The organism is Klebsiella variicola (genome assembly GCF_000828055.2).
Lineage (GTDB): Bacteria > Pseudomonadota > Gammaproteobacteria > Enterobacterales > Enterobacteriaceae > Klebsiella > Klebsiella variicola.
The window spans coordinates 551,278-567,418 of sequence record NZ_CP010523.2 but is presented as its reverse complement, the minus strand read 5'-3'; the positions used below and the strand labels follow the sequence as shown (position 1 = coordinate 567,418).

Annotated in this window: 14 protein-coding genes and 2 tRNA genes; 3 read left to right on the top strand and 13 right to left on the bottom strand. The window is 54.6% G+C overall.

The annotated features are described in order from the left end of the window. Positions 1 to 71: 71 nt before the first annotated feature. The 8 genes from pnp to SP68_RS02655 all read right to left on the bottom strand — a co-directional run bounded on the left by pnp (position 72) and on the right by SP68_RS02655 (position 9,283). On the bottom strand, positions 72 to 2,207 hold the full coding sequence (gene pnp / locus SP68_RS02695; protein WP_008806626.1) for a polyribonucleotide nucleotidyltransferase: 2,136 nt from the start codon (positions 2,205 to 2,207) through the stop codon (positions 72 to 74). Between the two features lie 242 nt (positions 2,208 to 2,449). Further along, entirely contained in the window at positions 2,450 to 2,719 is a 270-nt protein-coding gene (rpsO, locus tag SP68_RS02685; protein WP_012540479.1) for a 30S ribosomal protein S15, read from the bottom strand. 148 nt (positions 2,720 to 2,867) lie between these two features. Beyond that, positions 2,868 to 3,812 carry a tRNA pseudouridine(55) synthase TruB gene (truB, locus tag SP68_RS02680; RefSeq protein WP_008806628.1) on the bottom strand — a complete coding sequence of 315 codons (945 nt, stop codon included), beginning with the start codon at positions 3,810 to 3,812 and terminating at the stop codon, positions 2,868 to 2,870. Next, the gene (gene rbfA, locus SP68_RS02675) at positions 3,812 to 4,213 is read right to left on the bottom strand and encodes a 30S ribosome-binding factor RbfA (RefSeq protein WP_002918248.1); all 402 of its coding nucleotides are present in this window, start codon (positions 4,211 to 4,213) and stop codon (positions 3,812 to 3,814) included. The genes truB and rbfA overlap by 1 nt, the downstream gene beginning before the upstream one ends. 102 nt (positions 4,214 to 4,315) lie before the next feature. Next, positions 4,316 to 7,006, bottom strand: coding sequence for a translation initiation factor IF-2 (infB, locus tag SP68_RS02670; RefSeq protein WP_040968903.1), 2,691 nt, complete (start codon positions 7,004 to 7,006; stop codon positions 4,316 to 4,318). Positions 7,007 to 7,030: 24 nt separating this feature from the next. Then, positions 7,031 to 8,518, bottom strand: a complete 1,488-nt coding sequence (gene nusA / locus SP68_RS02665; protein WP_008806630.1) for a transcription termination factor NusA — start codon at positions 8,516 to 8,518, stop codon at positions 7,031 to 7,033. A gap of 27 nt (positions 8,519 to 8,545) precedes the next feature. Beyond that, a complete protein-coding gene (gene rimP, locus SP68_RS02660) occupies positions 8,546 to 8,998 on the bottom strand; it encodes a ribosome maturation factor RimP (protein ID WP_002918364.1) in 453 nt (150 codons plus the stop codon). Between the two features lie 208 nt (positions 8,999 to 9,206). Then, positions 9,207 to 9,283: transfer RNA gene (locus tag SP68_RS02655), tRNA-Met, on the bottom strand. A 307-nt stretch (positions 9,284 to 9,590) separates the two neighbouring features. Here SP68_RS02655 and argG point away from each other — a divergent pair. The 3 genes from argG to SP68_RS02640 all read left to right on the top strand — a co-directional run bounded on the left by argG (position 9,591) and on the right by SP68_RS02640 (position 12,636). Continuing rightward, on the top strand, positions 9,591 to 10,934 hold the full coding sequence (gene argG, locus SP68_RS02650; protein ID WP_008806631.1) for an argininosuccinate synthase: 1,344 nt from the start codon (positions 9,591 to 9,593) through the stop codon (positions 10,932 to 10,934). Between the two features lie 171 nt (positions 10,935 to 11,105). Further along, entirely contained in the window at positions 11,106 to 11,735 is a 630-nt protein-coding gene (locus tag SP68_RS02645; RefSeq protein ID WP_012540476.1) for a winged helix-turn-helix transcriptional regulator, read from the top strand. A gap of 349 nt (positions 11,736 to 12,084) precedes the next feature. Continuing rightward, on the top strand, positions 12,085 to 12,636 hold the full coding sequence (locus SP68_RS02640) for a YfaZ family outer membrane protein (protein WP_032731310.1): 552 nt from the start codon (positions 12,085 to 12,087) through the stop codon (positions 12,634 to 12,636). A 41-nt stretch (positions 12,637 to 12,677) separates the two neighbouring features. Here the strand turns inward: SP68_RS02640 and SP68_RS28075 are convergent, their stop codons facing one another. The 5 genes from SP68_RS28075 to folP form a co-directional block, all read right to left on the bottom strand. Then, positions 12,678 to 12,926 (bottom strand): hypothetical protein, encoded by a 249-nt coding sequence (locus tag SP68_RS28075; protein WP_162493299.1) that lies wholly within the window; start codon positions 12,924 to 12,926, stop codon positions 12,678 to 12,680. Positions 12,927 to 13,223: 297 nt separating this feature from the next. Continuing rightward, positions 13,224 to 13,310: transfer RNA gene (locus SP68_RS02630), tRNA-Leu, on the bottom strand. A 9-nt stretch (positions 13,311 to 13,319) separates the two neighbouring features. Further along, positions 13,320 to 13,649, bottom strand: a complete 330-nt coding sequence (gene secG, locus SP68_RS02625; RefSeq protein ID WP_002918369.1) for a preprotein translocase subunit SecG — start codon at positions 13,647 to 13,649, stop codon at positions 13,320 to 13,322. Positions 13,650 to 13,878: 229 nt separating this feature from the next. Further along, a complete protein-coding gene (gene glmM, locus SP68_RS02620) occupies positions 13,879 to 15,216 on the bottom strand; it encodes a phosphoglucosamine mutase (protein ID WP_002918370.1) in 1,338 nt (445 codons plus the stop codon). Beyond that, on the bottom strand, positions 15,209 to 16,057 hold the full coding sequence (folP, locus tag SP68_RS02615) for a dihydropteroate synthase (protein ID WP_012540474.1): 849 nt from the start codon (positions 16,055 to 16,057) through the stop codon (positions 15,209 to 15,211). Before folP ends, glmM begins: the two co-directional genes overlap by 8 nt. Between the last annotated feature and the right edge of the window lie 84 nt (positions 16,058 to 16,141).

The following is a 16,141-nucleotide window of genomic DNA, read 5'->3' as shown; positions in this document are numbered from 1 at the left end:
GTTCCCCGGCTGCAAACGAGGCGTCCTGCCCGTAAAACGCCCTCCGCAAAAGCGGAGGGCTAACGGCAACCTTACTCGCCCTGCTCGGCGACCGGAGCTTCCGGCGCTGCGGCAGACGGAGTCTGTTCAGTTGCTTCTTTGATGCTCAGACGAACACGGCCCTGGCGGTCAACTTCCAGAACCTTAACCGGCACTTCCTGACCCATCTGCAGGTAGTCAGTCACTTTCTCAACGCGCTTATCAGCGATCTGCGAGATGTGAACCAGACCTTCTTTACCGCCGCCGATGGCAACGAACGCGCCAAAGTCAACGATACGGGTCACTTTACCATTGTAGATGCGGCCAACTTCGATCTCAGCGGTGATCTCTTCGATACGACGGATAGCATGCTGTGCTTTATCGCCGTCGGTCGCTGCGATCTTCACGGTACCGTCATCTTCGATTTCGATGGTGGTGCCGGTTTCTTCGGTCAGGGCACGGATAACAGAACCGCCTTTACCGATAACGTCTTTGATCTTGTCCGGGTTGATCTTGATGGTGTGGATACGCGGTGCGAATTCAGAGATATCGCCGCGCGGCGCGTTAATCGCCTGCTCCATCACGCCCAGGATGTGCAGACGCGCACCTTTAGCCTGGTTCAGAGCAACCTGCATGATTTCTTTGGTGATACCTTCAATTTTGATATCCATCTGCAGCGCAGAGATACCGTCGCGGGAACCCGCAACTTTGAAGTCCATATCGCCAAGGTGGTCTTCGTCACCCAGGATGTCAGACAGAACGACGAAGTTGTCGCCTTCTTTCACCAGACCCATTGCGATACCCGCAACGGCGGCTTTCACCGGCACACCCGCATCCATCAGCGCCAGAGAGGCGCCACAGACGGAGGCCATGGAAGAAGAACCGTTGGATTCGGTGATTTCAGACACCACGCGAACGGTGTACGGGAATTCGTCGATAGTCGGCATCACGGCCAATACGCCGCGCTTAGCCAGACGACCGTGACCGATTTCACGACGCTTCGGAGAACCCACCATGCCAGTTTCGCCTACGGAGTACGGAGGGAAGTTGTAGTGGAACAGGAAGGAGTCGGTGCGCTCGCCCATCAGTTCGTCGATGTTCTGCGCGTCGCGTGCGGTACCCAGAGTCGCGGTAACCAGCGCCTGCGTTTCGCCACGGGTGAACAGTGCGGAACCATGAGTACGCGGCAGTACGCCGGTACGAACGTCCAGACCACGGATCATGTCTTTTTCGCGGCCATCGATACGCGGCTCGCCTGCCAGTACGCGGCTACGAACCACGTTTTTCTCGATGGCGTGCAGGATTTCACCCAGCTCGTTAGCGTCCAGGGTTTCATCTTCTGCTACCAGCGTGGCGATGGTTTCAGATTTGATCACGTCAACCTGAGCGTAACGCTCTTGTTTGTCGGTGATACGGTAAGCATCGCTCAGGCGGGATTCAGCCAGCGCAGCCACGCGCGCGTTCAGCGCTTCGTTGACGGCTTCCGGCTGCCAGTCCCAACGCGGTTTACCGGCTTCTTTCACCAGGTCGTTGATGTTCTGAATAACAATCTGCTGCTGCTCGTGGCCGAAGACCACCGCGCCCAGCATCTGGTCTTCGCTCAGCAGTTCAGCCTCGGATTCAACCATCAGCACGGCCGCTTCAGTACCGGCAACCACCAGATCCAGTTTGCTGGACTTCAGTTCTTCCTGGGTTGGGTTCAGTACGTACTGGTCGTTGATGTAACCCACGCGCGCGGCGCCGATTGGGCCATTGAACGGAATACCAGACAGGGACAGCGCAGCGGAAGCGCCGATCATCGCGACGATATCCGGGTTAACCTGCGGGTTAACGGAAACGACGGTGGCGATAACCTGAACTTCGTTAACGAAGCCTTCCGGGAACAGCGGGCGAACCGGGCGGTCAATCAGACGCGCGATCAGGGTTTCGCCTTCGCTTGGACGGCCTTCACGACGGAAGAAACCACCCGGGATTTTACCGGCAGCGTAAGTACGCTCCTGGTAGTTAACAGTCAGCGGGAAAAAGTCCTGGCCTGGCTTCGCTTTTTTCTGACCCACAACGGTCACGAATACCGCGGTGTCATCCATGCTAACCATCACAGCGGCCGTTGCCTGGCGCGCCATCATGCCGGTTTCCAGGGTTACGGTATGCTGGCCGTACTGGAATTTACGAACGATCGGATTAAGCAAAATTCTATCCTTTTTATCTATAAATCACGCCATATCAAAGATATAGCGTCTATTGACCCGATCCTCTGCATCCTCGCGACTAATGACAACCTTTACCCGCCCCTGCGGATGAAGCCTCTCATTAGCCGCGCGAACCTCTGCATGAAGATCATTACTAGCAACAATACATGAGTTTTGAATGAATTGCTGCCGCCCGGTCGAAAAAAGGGGCCGTCAGGCCCCTTTTTCTGAAACTCGCAGAATTAGCGACGCAGACCCAGACGCTCGATCAGCGCAGCGTAACGTGCAACATCTTTACGTTTCAGGTAGTCGAGCAGTTTACGACGCTGAGAAACCATGCGCAGCAGACCACGACGGCTGTGGTGATCTTTTTTGTGCTCTGCAAAGTGGCCCTGCAGGTGGTTGATCTGTGCAGTCAGCAGTGCAACCTGAACTTCGGTAGAACCGCTGTCGTTTTCGCCACGACCAAACTCAGAAACGATTTTTGCTTTAGCTTCAACGCTTAGAGACATTTTAGAACTCCAAAAATTAAAAGAAAGAAAGGGTGCCGATCTCTAATTCAGCGACCCCTGATGCAACGCCCGAAAATGTTAAAACACTTTAGCGGACGTTAAGCGGCGATATTCTACTCGTAGCAGGCTTTTATCGCAAGAAAAGCGCTTACGCCGGGTATTCCACCACCAGACGACGCGGCGCCACGCGGCCTTCATCGTCAATTTCGCCCATGCCGAGAAACTTGCCGGATTCGTTTTCCATCACCCGCACCAGCCCGTTAAGCGGCGCGCCTGACTGACGAACCGGGTTACCGTTTTTAAAGTAAACCGCGGAGGTCTCCGGAATCGCCACCAGCGGATAGTCCGATGCCGGGCTGTCCATCGGCATCAGCAGCGGATCAAGCAGCTGCGCGGCAGGAATATCCTGCGCTGCCGCCTGATCGACCAGCGCCTGCAGCTGCTCGAGGGTCACCATCCGCTCAACCGGGTATTTGCTCACCGCCAGGCGACGCAGGAAAATCACGTGCGCGCCGCAGCCGAGCTTTTCACCTAAATCATCGATAATCGTCCGGATGTAGGTGCCTTTCGAGCAGTGGATCTCCAGCTCCAGTTCATCGCCTTCATGGCGAATAAACAGCAGCTCATAGACCGTAATCGGCCGGGCTTCACGCGGGACCTCAATGCCCTGACGAGCATACTCGTACAGCTTCTTGCCCTGATACTTCAGCGCCGAGTACATCGACGGTACCTGCTGCGTCTCGCCGCGGAAACTATCCAGCGCCGCCGCCAGCTGCTCGTCGCTAAAGGTTAGCGGACGCTCTTCCACCACCTGACCGTCGGCATCGGAGGTATCCGTGCGCTGGCCCAGTTTGGCGATCACGCGATAACGCTTATCGGAGTCCAGCAGATACTGGGAAAACTTGGTCGCTTCGCCAAGACACACTGGCAGCATACCGGTCGCCAGCGGATCCAGCGCGCCGGTGTGGCCAGCGCGGTTGGCGTTATAAATACGCTTTACTTTCTGCAGCACATCGTTGCTGGAAGCGCCCTGAGGCTTGTCCAGCAACAATACGCCGTGCACGTCGCGGCCGCGACGACGAGGACGACTCATCAGTCCTCCTTGCTGTCGTCCGGGTTCACACGACGTTCATCGTCGTGTTTCACCACGCTGGTGACCAGGTTGGACATACGCATCCCTTCCACCAGCGAGTTGTCGTAGAAGAAAGTCAGTTCCGGCACGATACGCAGACGCATCGCTTTACCCAGCAGGGAGCGGATAAAACCAGAAGCTTCCTGCAGCGCTTTGATGCCCGCTTTCACCGCGGCTTCATCTTTGTCGTTGAGGAAGGTGACATACACCTTGGCATAGGCCAGGTCACGGGACATTTCCACACCGGAAACGGTGGTCATCATACCCAGACGCGGATCTTTGATTTCACGTTGCAGGATGATGGCAATCTCTTTTTGCATCTCCTGGGCCACACGCTGCGGGCGACCAAATTCTTTCGCCATAATAAGTTCTCCAGAATAAAGACAAAAAAGGGGCCAAAAGCCCCTTTTTAAAATGATTGCCGGGTGGCGCTTCGCTTCCCCGGCTGCTTAGCCATCAAATGATTAATCGATGCTACGCTGGATTTCGATGATTTCGAACACTTCGATCATATCGCCAACGCGAACGTCGTTGTAGTTCTTCACACCGATACCACATTCCATGCCGTTACGGACTTCGTTAACGTCATCTTTGAAGCGGCGCAGGGATTCCAGCTCGCCTTCATAGATAACCACGTTGTCGCGCAGGACGCGGATTGGGTTGTGACGTTTGATCGTCCCTTCGGTAACCATACAGCCCGCGATGGCGCCGAATTTCGGCGATTTGAACACATCACGCACTTCAGCCAGACCGATGATCTGCTGTTTCAGTTCCGGAGACAGCATGCCGCTCATCGCCGCTTTCACTTCGTCGATCAGGTTATAGATGACGGAGTAATAACGCAGATCCAGGCTTTCCGCTTCGATAACTTTACGCGCAGAGGCATCGGCACGAACGTTGAAGCCAACCAGAATCGCGTTGGATGCTGCTGCCAGGGTCGCGTCGGTTTCGGTGATACCACCTACGCCGGAACCGATGATCTTCACTTTCACTTCGTCGGTAGACAGTTTCAGTAAGGAATCGGAAATCGCTTCGACAGAACCCTGTACGTCCGCTTTCAGCACGATGTTCACTTCGTGAACTTCGCCTTCGGTCATGTTAGCGAACATGTTTTCCAGCTTAGATTTCTGCTGACGCGCGAGCTTAACTTCACGGAATTTGCCCTGACGATACAGTGCCACTTCACGCGCTTTTTTCTCGTCACGAACCACAGTCACTTCATCACCCGCAGCCGGCACACCGGACAGACCGAGGATTTCCACCGGAATGGACGGACCCGCTTCCAGCACTTCGCGACCCAGTTCGTCACGCATCGCACGCACGCGGCCATATTCAAAGCCACACAGGACAATATCGCCCTTATGCAGAGTACCTTCGCGAACCAGAACGGTAGCCACCGGGCCACGACCTTTATCGAGGAAGGACTCGATGACCGCGCCGCTCGCCATACCGTTACGTACAGCTTTCAGTTCGAGAACTTCAGCCTGCAGCAGAATCGCGTCCAGCAGGTCGTCGATGCCGGTACCGGCTTTCGCGGAAACGTGGACGAACTGGCTCTCGCCGCCCCACTCTTCCGGCAGGATGCCGTACTGGGACAGTTCATTCTTCACGCGATCCGGATCAGCTTCTGGCTTATCGATTTTGTTCACCGCAACCACCACCGGTACCTGCGCCGCTTTAGCGTGCTGGATAGCTTCGATGGTCTGCGGCATCACGCCGTCGTCTGCCGCCACCACCAGAACCACGATATCCGTCGCCTGCGCGCCACGAGCACGCATGGAGGTAAACGCGGCGTGGCCCGGGGTGTCCAGGAAGGTGATCATGCCGTTGTCGGTTTCTACGTGGTAAGCACCGATGTGCTGGGTAATACCACCCGCTTCGCCGGAGGCAACCTTAGTAGAACGAATATAGTCCAGCAGCGAGGTTTTACCGTGGTCAACGTGACCCATGATGGTCACGACCGGTGCGCGCGGTTCAGCCGCAGCGCCGGTGTCACGGTCGCTCATTACCGCTTCTTCCAGTTCGTTTTCACGACGCAGGATAACTTTGTGGCCCATCTCTTCGGCAACCAGCTGCGCGGTTTCCTGGTCGATGACCTGGTTAATGGTCGCCATGGCGCCCAGTTTCATCATCGCTTTGATGACCTGAGAACCTTTCACCGCCATCTTGTTAGCCAGTTCACCAACGGTGATGGTTTCGCCGATGATAACGTCACGGTTAACGGCCTGCACCGGCTTCTGGAAGCCCTGCTGCAGAGCGGAACCTTTACGGTGCTTACCGCCTTTACCGCCGCGAACGGCCGCACGGGCTTCTTCACGATCAGCTTTAGATTCAGCGTGTTTGTTGCCTTTCTTCGCCGGACGCGCCGCTTTGCTGCTACGGCTACGGCCGCGACCGCCTTCAACTTCACGATCGTTATCATCTTCAGCCTGACGAGCATGCTGTGAAGTAGTGACGTGATAGTCGCTGCTATCTTCCGGGCTGTCTGAGGTTTCAGACCAATTTTTTTCGTTTTCTTCTGCCATACGGCGTGCTTCTTCCGCTACACGGCGCGCTTCTTCTTCAAGTTTGCGGCGTGCTTCTTCTTCCGATTTGCGCTTCAGTTCCGCGGCTTCGTTCTCACGGCGGATCTTTTCAGCCTGGGCGGTTTTGGTCATTTCGTCGGTATGTTGATTGCTCACTTTGTCTTTTTCCGCAGCTTCACGTTTCGCTTTATCAGCGACTTCACGTTTAGCTTGTTCTGCGGCCTCACGTTCAGCTTTTAATTGCGCCTCGCGTTTCGCTGCTTCTTCAGCTTCACGACGGGCCTGCTCTTCCGCTTCACGCTGCGCCTGCTCTTCCGCGGCCAGACGTTCAGCCTCTTGCGGATCGCGTTTCACAAAGGTGCGTTTCTTGCGGACTTCGATTTGTACCGATTTACTCTTTCCACCGGTACCTGGAATATTCAACGTGCTGCGTGTTTTACGCTGCAACGTCAGCTTGTCGGGCGCCGAGCCGTGTTCACGGTTCAGGTGCGTCAACAAAGTTTGTTTCTCTTGCGCGGTCACAGAATCATCAGCCGATTTGCGGATGCCTGCGTCAGCAAATTGCTGTATCAGGCGATCCACAGAGGTCTGAATCTCTGAGGCCAGCGCTTTAATAGTCACATCTGTCATGCTGTTCCTTCCTGCTACAGTTTATTACGCTTCGTCGCCGAACCAACAAATGTTGCGAGCGGCCATGATGAGCTCGCCAGCTTTCTCGTCGGTCATCCCTTCGATATCAGCCAGGTCATCAACGCCCTGCTCGGCGAGATCTTCCAGCGTACAAACACCACGGGCAGCCAGTTTGAATGCCAGGGCACGATCCAGACCTTCCAGATTCAACAGATCATCGGCAGGTTTGTTATCTCCCAGGCTTTCTTCCTGAGCCAGCGCCAGCGTAGTCAGTGCGTTTTTCGCACGCTCACGAAGTGCTTCAACGGTGGCTTCATCCAGACCGTCGATTTCCAGCAGTTCTTTCATCGGCACATAGGCCAGCTCTTCCAGCGAGGAGAAGCCTTCTTCAACCAGCACTGTCGCGAAATCTTCATCAATATCGAGATATTTGGTGAAGGTATCGATAGCGGCATGCGCTTCCGCCTGGTGCTTAGCCTGCAGGTCGTCAACGGTCATCACGTTGAGTTCCCAGCCGCTGAGCTGCGAAGCCAGACGAACGTTCTGACCGTTACGGCCAATCGCCTGCGCCAGGTTGCCCGCTTCTACCGCGATATCCATGGTGTGTTTATCTTCATCCACCACGATAGACGCGACGTCTGCCGGCGCCATGGCGTTGATCACGAACTGCGCCGGGTTATCATCCCACAGGACGATATCGATGCGTTCGCCGCCCAGCTCAGTAGAGACGGCCTGCACGCGCGCACCGCGCATACCGACGCAAGCGCCAACCGGGTCGATGCGCTTGTCGTTGGTTTTCACCGCGATTTTGGCACGAGAGCCCGGATCGCGAGCCGCCGCTTTGATCTCCAGCACTTCTTCACCGATTTCCGGCACTTCAATGCGGAACAATTCGATCAGCATCTCAGGTTTGGAACGGGTCACGAACAGCTGGGCGCCACGCGCTTCCGGACGGACAGCGTACAGTACGCCGCGGATGCGGTCGCCCGGACGGAAGTTTTCACGCGGCAGCATATCTTCACGCAGGATCACGGCTTCAGCGTTGTTGCCCAGATCCAGGGTGATGTTGTCGCGGTTCACTTTTTTCACCACGCCGGTGATGATCTCACCTTCGTGCTCGCGGAACTGATCGACCACCATCGCGCGCTCGGCTTCGCGGACTTTCTGCACGATAACCTGTTTAGCGGTCTGCGTGGTGATACGGTCGAAGGTAACAGATTCAATCTGATCTTCGACATAGTCGCCGACGTTCATGCTTTCATCTTCGTAACGCGCTGCTTCCAGCGTGATCTCGCGCGTCGGCTGAGTCACCTCTTCAACAACCAGCCAGCGACGGAAGGTGTCGAAATCGCCGCTCTTACGGTCGATTTCTACGCGAACGTCGATCTCTTGTTCGTATTTTTTCTTGGTGGCCGTTGCCAGCGCGCTTTCCAGCGCTTCGAAAATTTTCTCGCGCGGCAGCGCTTTTTCGTTGGAAACGGCTTCAACAACAGCCAAAATTTCTTTGTTCATCGGGGCCTTTCACCTCAATCCAGACTGTTAAAAGTGGGGAACCAGGTTCGCCTTCTGGATGTTACTCAGCGCGAACACTTCATCTTTGCCTTCGACGGTTACCGTGATCATTTCACCGTCTACCGCTTTGATAATGCCCTGCCATTTGCGACGGTTCTGAACCGCCATGCGCAGCACCAGCGCAACTTCTTCGCCAGTGAAACGTTGGTAGTGTTCGGCGGTGAACATCGGACGGTCGAGACCAGGCGAAGAGACTTCCAGGTTGTAAGCGACAGTGATCGGGTCTTCAACATCCATGACGGCGCTTACCTGGTGGCTCACATCAGCACAATCATCAACGTTGATGCCATCTTCACTATCAATATAGATGCGCAGTGTGGATGTGCGACCGCGAATAAATTCGATGCCGACCAGCTCAAAGCCAAGCGCTTCAACCGGCGCTGTGAGCATCTCTGTCAATTTTTGCTCTAATGTGGACAAACCCACCCCCAAGACATAAAAAAAGGGCGTATAGCCCAGTTATTCTGAAGTCAGATAACAAAAAACCCCGATAAATCGGGGCTTTAGATAACTGAACCCTGAGATCGCCATGGCGATCTGGAACACCTTCCGCAAGAATTCTTTCAAATTCGGCTACGAAGGACACTTAGTCCTCACAGTATATTTGAAAAAGTACTTAATGGGAAAGTGGTTGCGGGGGCCGGATTTGAACCGACGACCTTCGGGTTATGAGCCCGACGAGCTACCAGGCTGCTCCACCCCGCGCCTGAAACGTGGCATATTTTACTCTTATTGAGCAAAAGACGCAAATACTGCTGGGATTTGGTACCGAAGACGGGACATAAAATCGGGGTGAATTGTATCGGCAATTAGTATATTTTGTCAACATGCTTTTTATCGCCCCCGATTGCCGTTTATGCTGGTATTTCAGGCTTTTTTAGCAAAAAGATGATGAAGCCCTTCCTGTCGCCAGTAAAAGATGGTTAAATGAATACTCACAATTAATGCATAAAAATGCAGTTAAGGTTGTTGAGTCGAACTCACCACAGTCTATCGAGCAGGGTTTTATTTTATGACGACGATTCTCAAGCATCTCCCGGTTGGTCAACGTATTGGTATCGCTTTCTCTGGTGGACTGGATACCAGCGCCGCGCTGTTATGGATGCGCAAAAAAGGCGCCGTGCCTTATGCATATACCGCTAACCTGGGTCAACCGGACGAAGACGACTACGATGCTATTCCGCGCCGCGCGAAAGAGTATGGCGCTGAAGGTGCCCGTCTGATCGACTGCCGCAAACAGCTGGTCGCAGAAGGGATCGCGGCGATTCAGTGTGGCGCTTTCCATAACACCACCGGTGGGTTGACCTACTTCAACACCACGCCGCTGGGCCGCGCGGTCACCGGCACCATGCTGGTGGCGGCAATGAAAGAAGATGGCGTCAACATCTGGGGCGATGGCAGCACCTATAAAGGCAACGATATCGAACGTTTCTATCGTTACGGCCTGCTGACCAATGCTGAACTGCAGATTTACAAGCCGTGGCTGGACAGTGATTTCATCGATGAGCTCGGCGGCCGTCACGAAATGTCCGAATTTATGATCGCCTGCGGCTTTGACTACAAGATGTCGGTTGAAAAAGCCTATTCCACCGACTCCAACATGCTCGGTGCCACCCACGAAGCGAAAGACCTCGAATTCCTCAATTCCAGCGTGAAAATCGTCAACCCGATTATGGGCGTGAAGTTCTGGGACGAAAACGTGAAGATCCCTGCGGAAGAGGTAACCGTACGCTTTGAGCAAGGCCATCCGGTGGCGCTGAATGGCAAAACCTTCGCTGATGACGTCGAGATGATGCTGGAAGCCAACCGCATCGGCGGCCGCCACGGTCTGGGGATGAGCGATCAGATTGAAAACCGCATTATCGAAGCGAAAAGCCGCGGTATTTATGAAGCCCCCGGGATGGCGCTGCTGCATATCGCCTACGAGCGTCTGCTGACCGGTATCCATAACGAAGACACAATCGAGCAATACCATGCCCACGGTCGTCAGCTGGGCCGCCTGCTGTATCAGGGACGCTGGTTCGATTCCCAGGCGCTGATGCTGCGTGATTCTCTGCAGCGCTGGGTCGCGAGCCAGATCACCGGCGAAGTTACCCTTGAGCTGCGTCGCGGTAACGACTACTCGATCCTCAATACCGTTTCAGACAACCTGACCTATAAAGCAGAGCGTCTGACCATGGAAAAAGGCGATTCCATGTTTACCGCCGAAGACCGTATCGGTCAGCTGACCATGCGTAATCTGGATATTACCGATACCCGCGAGAAGCTGTTCGGCTATGCCCAGTCAGGCCTGCTGAGCGCCTCCTCGGCAACCGGTTTACCGCAGGTTGAGAATCTGGAAAACAAAGGCAAATAATCGCCTGACGATGTTTGCTCCCCGCCGGCGGCCCTCCGCCGGCTTTTTATTTTTTGTTCCCTGTCAGCGCCAGAAAAATTGAAAAGAGGCATTTTTTCCTTATCGCCCGGTCAGCAAAATTGTTGATTATAATAGCCTCAATTGATTAATTCATATCTGGTGATAAACATCATGAATATTAAACCGCCGATCAGGCCGCAAAAGGCCATTGACCGACTGATCGATGTGCTTGAGCCACACGCGACGCCCGTTAACGCGATCGCCAGAAAAAGACTCACCTGGGAATATAAAGGCAAAACCCAGCTCTTTATTTTTAAAAAAGGCGAGCTATCGATTATTCGGAATTCCGACAAGCTATTGATGGTGACCGTCTATGAGCCCCACCTTTTCGGCGTGGCGGAAATGCTACAGCCCAGCCGCAGCCATAGCCTGCGAGCGGAAGTCTCTTCCGAACTGCTACGCATCGACTATGACCTGGCTTCCGCGCTCTTTCGTCAGCATAACCTGTGGGAGGAGGTGACCAGCCTGCTGGCCTATCATACTTCTTACCTGGTATATCGTGACGATCTGGTCCTGCAACAGCGAACCTATTCAGTGATCCGTAACCATCTGCTGGAAATGATGCTATTAACCGCAGAGACCCGACTGCGCGTGTCTATTCTTGAATATATTCAGGACAGGACCCACCTGTCGCGCAGCAGTATTCTCAATGTCTTGTCAGCATTAAAGAAAGGCGGTTATATTGCTTTCGCCCGCGGCGGTTATTTGCAAAGCATCACCTCACTTCCTGAAAAATTTTGACCGCGTCAGTCACCTTTATTTGTTGTTACTCGCCTCAATGTTGAAAATGTTTAAATTTAAATTAATAAACGCTAACGGTAAAAAAAGAAAAATTTTATGCTGAGCACCTGAATTTACCGGCGGACAACATGTCCCTGGGCTCGACCAGCAGGCAACCACTCACGGCGTTAACCGCCGGGCCTGCACCGGCTCAGGATATGCCCCGGAAATCGGCCAGGCGTGAGCAGCGGTAGCGGGAGTTGACCCCCTCGCCTGCCGTCTGCAGCGACCATAACGATGAGATCCAAGAACCCGTTAATTTTGCCCGAACGCCCGTATCGGGCTTTTTTTTATCTGAAGGAATTCAACAATGAAGTCGATTGCTCCAAAATTGTTTGCCGTGATGATCGCCCTGGGGGCCAGCAGCGCCGTCTGCGCATCCGTTAACCTGCATGGTGAAGCCGGTGCCGAGTTCACCAATCTGTCCGCCAGCTTTGGCGCCGGGGAACCGGGTATGACGTTCAATACCCAGTGGGCTCACAGCGACAATGACGGGGACAGCGTAGGGCTGGGAATGGGCTACAACTTTAACCTTGGACCTTTTCTGATGACGCTGGGCGGTAAAGGCGTCTATCTGAATCCCAAAGATGGTGATGAAGGCTACGCCATCGCCGCTGGCGGCGGCGCGGAGCTGCCCCTCGGCCAGTACTTCACGCTCTTCGGTGAGGGGTATTATTCGCCGGACTCAATGTCCAGCGGCGTCGATGATTATGTGGAGGCCAATGCCGGATTACGTATTAACGTACTCCCGTCTCTGAATATCGAAGCAGGCTATCGTTATATCGATATGGCGGGGAAAGATGGCAATCGTGACAACACCCTTGCCGACGGGGTCTATGCCGGGGTTAACTTCCGCTTTTAATCCTTACACAGGGATTGCTGTCCGGCAGTCCCTGTCTTCTCTCAGCTGGCCAACGGCACGCTTTTCAGCACGCGGTTGATCTCCTGCAGACCGGCAACATTATTCTCTTTACGGTAAACATCATTCATGGACGCCATCTGCTCCAGACGGGTCAGGGCGCCATACACCTGGTACGCCTCACTATGTCTGTCAAACACATCGCGGCGCTCCACATCCTGCAAATAATGATTTTTCAACGAATGGTTAAGGCGACCAATCAGCGCCGTATTGTCCTGGAAATAGCGCGTCACCGCCTGGGCATTATTCGCTGTCGCCCCAGGCTCACTGTGCGATACCGGTACCGTTAGCGCATTAATCGTCTCCACCGTTTGGGAGGGCGATGTTGAACTGCACCCTGCTAAACCGAGCACACCGGCGACGATAAGCAACCCGATCTTGTTCATTATGTCACTTCACCTCTGTTAATTTGACGAGGCGACTTTAACGACAGTAAAAGAAGGGAACCAGCAAAGAGATGTTTATAATTAAATGGCCGGAGGGGACAAAAACAAAAAAAGACGCTTTTCAGCGTCTTTTTTCTGGAATATTGGTACCGAGGATGGGACTCGAACCCACAAGCCCGTTAGGGCACTACCACCTCAAGGTAGCGTGTCTACCAATTCCACCACCTCGGTACAGAATACTTAGTGCGGGATGTCGCTGGTCGGCTGAGCCGGCGCAGTTGGCTGAGTTTGCTCCGTTTTCGGTGCACTCAGGTTATCCCACTCACTTCCTTTACTGGTCTTGTTGCTGTTGATGTTACCCAGCGCCAGACTGATGATGAAGAACAGCGCAGCCAGGATACCGGTCATACGGGTCATGAAGTTGCCAGAACCGCTGGACCCAAACAGTGTGCCGGAAGCGCCTGCACCGAAGGAGGCTCCCATATCAGCGCCTTTACCTTGCTGCAGCATAACCAGACCAACAAGGCCAATCGCTACAATAAGGAAAACAACCAAAAGAGCTTCGTACATAATCAACCTGTTCCTTGCGGATTTGCCGCATACCAAGTGCTTCGACCAATAAAGCGGGACGTTTTAACGTTTCCCACTGAAGCGGGTGTGAATACTAACCAAAGCGAATGACCTTCGCAAGGGCAATTTCGACACATTGTATCAACTGCAGAAAAAAACAGCAAAAAGCCGGTATTCGATCATAAAAAAGGCGGCAAGCGCCGCCTTTTTAACCACTTAGCCGGCAAGCTTAGACGCTTTTTACCGCTTCGGCGATGCGATGCGCAAACTCGTGCACCTGATCTTCATGCTCGCCTTCCACCATGACGCGGATCAGCGGCTCCGTTCCGGATTTACGCAGCAGGACACGGCCGCGTTTCCCTAACGCTGCTTCCACTTCTGCGGTCACCGCTTTGACATGCTCGTTCTCCAGTGGGTTACCGCTGCCTTCAGTAAAACGCACATTCACCAGTAACTGAGGGAACATCTTCATGCCACTGCAAAGGTCATGCAGACTCATATGGTTACGTACCATCGCCGCGACCACCTGCAGACTGGCGACGATGCCATCGCCGGTGGTGGTTTTATCCAGCAGGATCACATGGCCTGAGTTTTCCGCACCAATGCGCCAGCCTTTTTCCTGCAGCATCTCCAGTACATAACGGTCACCGACCTTCGCGCGGGCAAACGGGATGCCTAACTGCTTGAGCGCCAGCTCCAGTCCCATATTACTCATCAGCGTGCCCACGGCGCCGCCGCGCAGCTGCCCCTGACGCAGCCCTTCCCGGGCGATGATGTAGAGGATCTGGTCGCCATCGACTTTATTGCCTTCATGGTCAACCATGATCACCCGATCGCCATCGCCGTCGTAGGCAATACCCAGATCGGCTTTCTCCGCCAGCACGCGCGCCTGCAGCGCACGCACGTCGGTGGCGCCGACCTCTTCGTTGATGTTGAGGCCATCAGGCTCGCAGCCCATCGCGATAACCTGAGCGCCCAGCTCGCGGAAGACATTGGGGGCAATGTGATAGGTCGCACCGTGCGCGCAATCCACCACCACTTTCAGCGTGCCGAGGCTCAGTTCGTTGGGAAAGGTGCCTTTACAAAATTCAATGTAGCGCCCGGCGGCATCAACGATACGGCTGGCTTTGCCCAGCTCTGCCGAATCCACGCAGGTGAGTTCTTTCTCCATTTCGGCTTCAATCGCCTCTTCCACATCATCCGGCAGCTTGGTGCCCTCAATGGAGAAGAATTTAATACCGTTGTCGTAGAAAGGGTTATGTGAAGCTGAAATAACGATCCCCGCCTCGGCGCGGAATGCGCGCGTCAGGTAGGCGATGGCCGGTGTCGGCATTGGCCCGGTGAACGACGCAGAGAGCCCCGCGGCCGCCAGCCCAGCTTCCAGCGCGGACTCCAGCATATAGCCCGAAATACGGGTATCCTTGCCGATGATAATTTTACGCGAGCCGTGGCGCGCTAACACTTTCCCCGCCGCCCAGCCCAGCTTAAGCACAAATTCCGGAGTGATCGGCGCATCGCCGACGCGGCCACGAATACCATCGGTGCCAAAATACTTGCGGTTACTCATAACGTTTTTTTCCCTTAGCGGCGAGGGTGGCTTCCACCACGCGCAGCGCTTCTACCGTTTCTTTGACATCATGGACGCGGATTATCTGCGCGCCCTGCATTGCTGCAATGACGGCACACGCCAGGCTGCCGTTCAGCCGTTCCGACGGCCCGACGTTCAGCAACTGACCTACCATCGACTTACGCGACATACCGACCAGCAGAGGCAGCCCAAAGTGGTGAAATTCACCCAGCCTGGCCAGCAGTTGATAATTATGGGAGAGATTTTTACCGAAACCGAATCCCGGGTCGAGCAGCAATTTTTCTTTTGCGATCCCCGCCTGCTCGCAGCGCACAATATGTTCTGCAAAAAAGCGCTCGACATCGGCGAAGACATCCTCATATTTCGGCGCCTCCTGCATGGTTTTCGGCTGACCCTGCATATGCATCAGACACACCGGCAGCCCGGTTTCCGCAGCGGCCTGCAGCGCGCCAGGTTCGGTCAGCGAACGAATATCGTTAATGATATGCGCCCCGGCCCGGGCCGATTCGCGGATAACCTCCGGTTTGGACGTATCCACCGAGATCCACACTTCAAAGCGCTGAGCGATCGCTTCGACAACCGGGATCACCCGCGCGAGTTCCTCTTCTACGCTCACCTCAGCCGCCCCTGGCCGCGTGGATTCACCGCCGATATCAATGATGGTCGCCCCTGCGTTAATCATCAGATTGGCATGCTTCACCGCCTCAACCAGCGAGTTGTGAGCGCCGCCATCGGAGAAAGAGTCGGGCGTCACATTAAGAATGCCCATCACATGCGGATGAGAGAGATCGAGGGTTGAGCCCTGGGCTACAAGTTTCATCACAAAATCCCTGAGACTGAAGAGGTTAAAAAAAGAAAAACCCCGGAGCGGGCGCCCCGGGGTTTTTAAGGTTAAAACAAGACA